The organism is Vibrio sp. OPT46 (assembly GCF_015163535.1).
Lineage (GTDB): Bacteria > Pseudomonadota > Gammaproteobacteria > Enterobacterales > Vibrionaceae > Vibrio > Vibrio alginolyticus.
Genome location: NZ_JADDYG010000494.1, coordinates 11,752 through 16,701, shown reverse-complemented (window position 1 = coordinate 16,701; position 4,950 = coordinate 11,752). Strand labels below are relative to the sequence as shown.

Sequence of the window (4,950 nt, the reverse complement as noted above, 5' to 3'; positions counted from 1 at the left end):
GCCATTACCAGCGCCAGTAACAAGAATGACTTTACCTTTTAGAGCATCAGCTGAAACGGAGTAGTTCACGGCGATAAATCCTTATTATTGTAAGAGGGTCCATGATAGTTAATTGACGCTAAAAAACGCCTGTTTCTCAATGGAAAATCTTGGTAATCGTGACAAGATGGTTACAATACACCAATTCATGTGTTATACCAATTCCAGAACTTTCGTTAGGTATGCTATCAATCAGAACAAGTGGTTACAAACCGCGCTGCCTTCTCGCTGATGTTTCTGCGTAACATACTAACGTCATCTGAAATGAGATAAAGGAGCTCTCGTTGGAATTTTTATTAGATTATGGTCTGTTTCTGGCCAAAATTATCACGGTGGTTGCTGCGATAATTGTTCTGCTCATTATTGCAAAATCGGCTGGTGGCAAATCGGGTGCGGCGAAAGGGGAGTTAGAGATTACCAACCTTTCAGAGCAACACAAACAATCTGTTGAGCAGTTAGAGCATCATTTGCATGACGATGCTTTCATCAAGGCTCGAGATAAAGCCGTCAAGAAAGAAGAAAAAGAGAAGAACAAATCTCGCGAGAAAGAAATCAAACAAGCGAGCAAAGACGGTTCATTAGATAGCAAGCGTGAACCACACCTATTTGTTCTTGATTTCAACGGTAGCATAGACGCAAAAGAAGTCGCGTCTCTACGTGAAGAAATCACCGCTATTTTGGCTGTCGCACGTGAAGGTGATGAAGTGTTACTTCGCTTAGAGTCTGGCGGTGGTATGGTTCATGGTTACGGCCTTGCCTCTTCTCAACTGGACCGAATCAAAGCTGCGGGTCTTCCTCTGACCATCTCTGTTGACAAAGTTGCGGCAAGTGGCGGTTACATGATGGCATGTGTAGCAGATAAAATTGTTTCTGCACCATTTGCAATTGTGGGTTCTATTGGCGTTATCGCACAGATTCCTAACTTCAACAAACTGTTGAAGAAACATGACATTGAGTACGAACAACTAACAGCGGGTGAATATAAACGCACGCTAACGATGTTCGGTGAGAATACCGATAAAGCGCGCGATAAGTTTAAGCAAGAACTTGAAGAAACACATGTCTTGTTTAAAGACTTCATCTGTGAGCGTCGTCCTAGTTTGGACCTAGACAAAGTAGCCACTGGTGAGCACTGGTTCGGCACACAAGCGAAAGAGCTTGGTTTGGTGGATGACATTAGTACATCTGATGATATCGTTGTTGCGGCATGCAAAGATAAAACTGTACTTTCTGTGCATTATGTACAAAAGAAAAAACTGGCCGACAAGCTAGCAGGTGTGGCGGGTAAAGTCGCTGATAGTGTGATTTTAAAGTTAGCTGAGCGTGGTCAAAAGCCGATTGTTTAATCGAGCTTAAGTTCATGACATTTAAAACGGCGAGGGCGGAAGCTCTCGCCGTTTTTGTTGAACTTTATGTTTATTGATGAATCCAATTACGCATTAGGTGTAATGCTTTACACGACATTTTTCCTCGCTCCAAAGACTGATTACCCGTATAATGTGCGCCTCGAAAACCGAGCAAATTGCTGAAAAGAAACTATTGGTGGAGAAGAACATGTCCTCTCAAACTCCGGTTGTAACCGTAGATGGACCTAGTGGTGCAGGTAAAGGCACTTTATGTATGTTGCTGGCGAAAAAGTTGGGTTTCCAACTCTTAGATTCTGGCGCAATTTATCGTGTACTTGCACTCGCTGCGATTCACCACGGTGTCGACACCGAGTCAGAAGATGCTCTTGTCCCACTAGCAACACACCTAGACGTTCAATTTATCGCGGAAGGTGACTTAGTTAAGGTCATTCTAGAAGGCGAAGATGTGTCAGGGGAGCTTCGTAAAGAAGAAACGGGTATGGCAGCATCTAAAGTTGCGGCTTTGCCACGTGTTCGTGAAGCATTACTACGTCGTCAGCGTGCATTTGAGACCGCTCCGGGTCTGGTTGCTGATGGTCGTGATATGGGCACAATTGTATTCCCGAGTGCGCAAGCAAAAATCTTCCTTGATGCGAGTGCTGAAGAGCGTGCAAATCGACGCCTTAAACAGTTGCAAGAGAAAGGGTTAGATGTTAGATTTGCTGACCTTTTAAGCGAGATCCAAGAGCGTGACGACCGAGATCGTAACCGCCCAGTGGCGCCATTACGCCCTGCTGAGGATGCGCTTGTGCTAGATTCTACGTCGATGACTATCGACGAAGTAGTAGAAAAGGCACTACAATATATCGAATCGAAGCTAGCTGAGTAATAATACTCGACTAGGCTAAGAGCGTTGGTCGCAAGGATGATGACTGGCGAATTTAATAACCCCATGCGGTAGGATACCCGTGGAAGTTTAATTTATTGAAGATTAATTAAATGACTGAATCTTTTGCTCAACTCTTTGAAGAGTTTCTAAACGAAACAGAATTCCAACAAGGCAGCATCGTTAAAGGTACTGTAGTAGCTATCGAGAACGGTTTCGTTCTTGTTGACGCTGGTCTTAAGTCTGAATCTGCTATCCCTGCTGAACAGTTCAAGAACGCTGCTGGCGAACTTGAAGTTGAAGTTGGCGCTGAAGTAGACGTAGCTCTAGACGCTGTTGAAGATGGTTTCGGTGAAACTCAACTTTCTCGTGAGAAAGCTAAGCGTCACGAAGCTTGGATCGTACTTGAGAAAGCTTACGAAGAAGCTGAAACTGTTGTTGGTATCATCAACGGTAAAGTTAAAGGCGGTTTCACTGTTGAACTAAACGGTATCCGTGCTTTCCTTCCTGGCTCTCTAGTAGACGTACGTCCAATCCGCGACACTGCTCACCTAGAAAACAAAGAGCTAGAGTTCAAAGTTATCAAACTTGACCAAAAACGTAACAACGTAGTTGTTTCACGTCGTGCAGTTATCGAATCAGAGAACAGCGTTGAGCGTGACGAGCTTCTAGAAACTCTACAAGAAGGTTCTGAAGTTAAAGGTATCGTTAAGAACCTTACTGACTACGGTGCGTTCGTTGACCTAGGTGGCGTTGACGGTCTTCTACATATCACTGATATGGCTTGGAAGCGCGTTAAGCACCCATCTGAAATCGTTAACGTTGGTGACGAGATCCAAGTTAAAGTTCTTAAGTTCGACCGTGAGCGTACTCGCGTATCACTAGGTCTTAAGCAACTAGGCGAAGATCCATGGGTAGCAATCGCTAAGCGTTACCCAGAAGGTCACAAACTAACTGGTCGCGTAACTAACCTAACTGACTACGGCTGCTTCGTTGAAATCGAAGAAGGCGTTGAAGGTCTAGTTCACGTTTCAGAAATGGATTGGACTAACAAGAACATCCACCCTTCTAAAGTTGTTAATGTTGGCGACGAAGTTGAGGTTATGGTTCTTGAAATCGACGAAGAACGTCGTCGTATCTCTCTAGGTCTGAAACAGTGTAAAGCTAACCCATGGCAGTCATTCGCTGAAGCACAAGCTAAAGGCGACAAAGTTACTGGTAAGATCAAGTCTATCACTGACTTCGGTATCTTCATCGGTCTAGAAGGCGGCATCGATGGTCTAGTTCACCTATCTGACATTTCTTGGAATGTTGCTGGCGAAGAAGCTGTACGTGAGTACAAGAAAGGCGACGAGATCTCTGCAGTTGTTCTAGCAGTAGACGCTGAGCGTGAGCGCATCTCTCTAGGCATCAAGCAAATGGAAAATGACCCATTCAATGCTTACGTTGCTGACAACAAGAAAGGTGTTCTAGTTAACGCTACTGTAACTGCTGTTGACGCTAAAGGCGCTACTGTTGAAATCGCAGAAGGCGTTGAAGGTTACATCCGTGCTTCTGAAGTATCACGCGATCGCGTAGAAGATGCTTCTCTAATCCTAAGCGCTGGTGATGTTGTTGAAGCGAAGTTCACAGGTGTAGACCGTAAGAACCGCGTAATCAACCTATCTATCAAAGCTAAAGACGAAGCTGACGAGCAAGAAGCAATGGCATCTATCAACAAGCAAGATGACAATGCATTCGGTAACGCAATGGCTGACGCTTTCAAAGCTGCTAAAGGCGAATAATATACTCGCTTAAGCAAAAAAGGAGCCGCAAGGCTCCTTTTTTATATTTGGTCATATTTAAGTAGTAATACTAATGACAGTAAACTATCTTAATAAAAGGCATTTCTTCATTGCGCATTTTGCATAAAATTTGTCTAGAATTGTCAGCAAGTGTTTGTTGGAATTAGTATTACTTACTATAATAAGTGATAAAGATACTCAAAGAGGGCAACTATGACTAAGTCTGAACTGATTGAAAGACTCTGCGCTGAGCAAACACACTTATCAGCGAAAGAGGTAGAGGATGCTGTAAAAGATATTTTAGAGCACATGGCCTCTACACTAGAGAGCGGTGACCGTATCGAGATCCGTGGCTTTGGTAGTTTTTCTCTTCATTACCGCGAGCCTCGCGTAGGTCGTAACCCTAAAACGGGCGATAAAGTGGAATTGGAAGGTAAATACGTTCCACATTTCAAACCTGGTAAAGAACTTCGTGAGCGTGTAAATATTGGTTAATGCACTCTTATTAGTTTGAAAAAGCGGCATACGTTTGTGTATGCCGCTTTTTTGTAATGTATCCAAGTTAGTCATACATCCAAGATCGTTTACTAATCTAATTGTGGATTCAGCCGTTTTCCTTGCTGCTTTCTATACCCAAATAACTTTAACTTCTAAGCATGTCTACAAACTAAGCATCTTGAGGTTACTTGGGTATAGATTATTGCTAATATACGTAGTCTGAAGAAGCATTTTCCTGCATAATCTTACCGACTTACTCCTAGAAGGGTGATGTAACATGAAAATTATAAAAATCGTTGCTGTTTTAGCTCTCTTTTTAATTGCATTGGCGTTAGGTTCCCAAAACCAAGAGCTCGTGACTTTTAACTATCTTCTAGCAAAAGGAGAGTTCCACTTG

4 protein-coding genes are annotated in these 4,950 nt (G+C 43.3%); all 4 read left to right on the top strand.

From position 1 onward, the window contains the following. Positions 1-323 precede the first annotated feature (323 nt). Complete coding sequence (gene sohB / locus IQR33_RS20825) at positions 324-1,385, top strand: protease SohB (protein ID WP_193837570.1); 1,062 nt, start codon at positions 324-326, stop codon at positions 1,383-1,385. A 208-nt stretch (positions 1,386-1,593) separates the two neighbouring features. Then, positions 1,594-2,274 (top strand): (d)CMP kinase, encoded by a 681-nt coding sequence (gene cmk / locus IQR33_RS20820; protein WP_021033981.1) that lies wholly within the window; start codon positions 1,594-1,596, stop codon positions 2,272-2,274. A gap of 110 nt (positions 2,275-2,384) precedes the next feature. Next, positions 2,385-4,055, top strand: coding sequence for a 30S ribosomal protein S1 (rpsA, locus tag IQR33_RS20815; RefSeq protein ID WP_005385817.1), 1,671 nt, complete (start codon positions 2,385-2,387; stop codon positions 4,053-4,055). A 213-nt stretch (positions 4,056-4,268) separates the two neighbouring features. Further along, positions 4,269-4,550, top strand: a complete 282-nt coding sequence (ihfB, locus tag IQR33_RS20810) for an integration host factor subunit beta (RefSeq protein ID WP_005385816.1) — start codon at positions 4,269-4,271, stop codon at positions 4,548-4,550. The last annotated feature ends 400 nt before the right edge of the window (positions 4,551-4,950 follow it).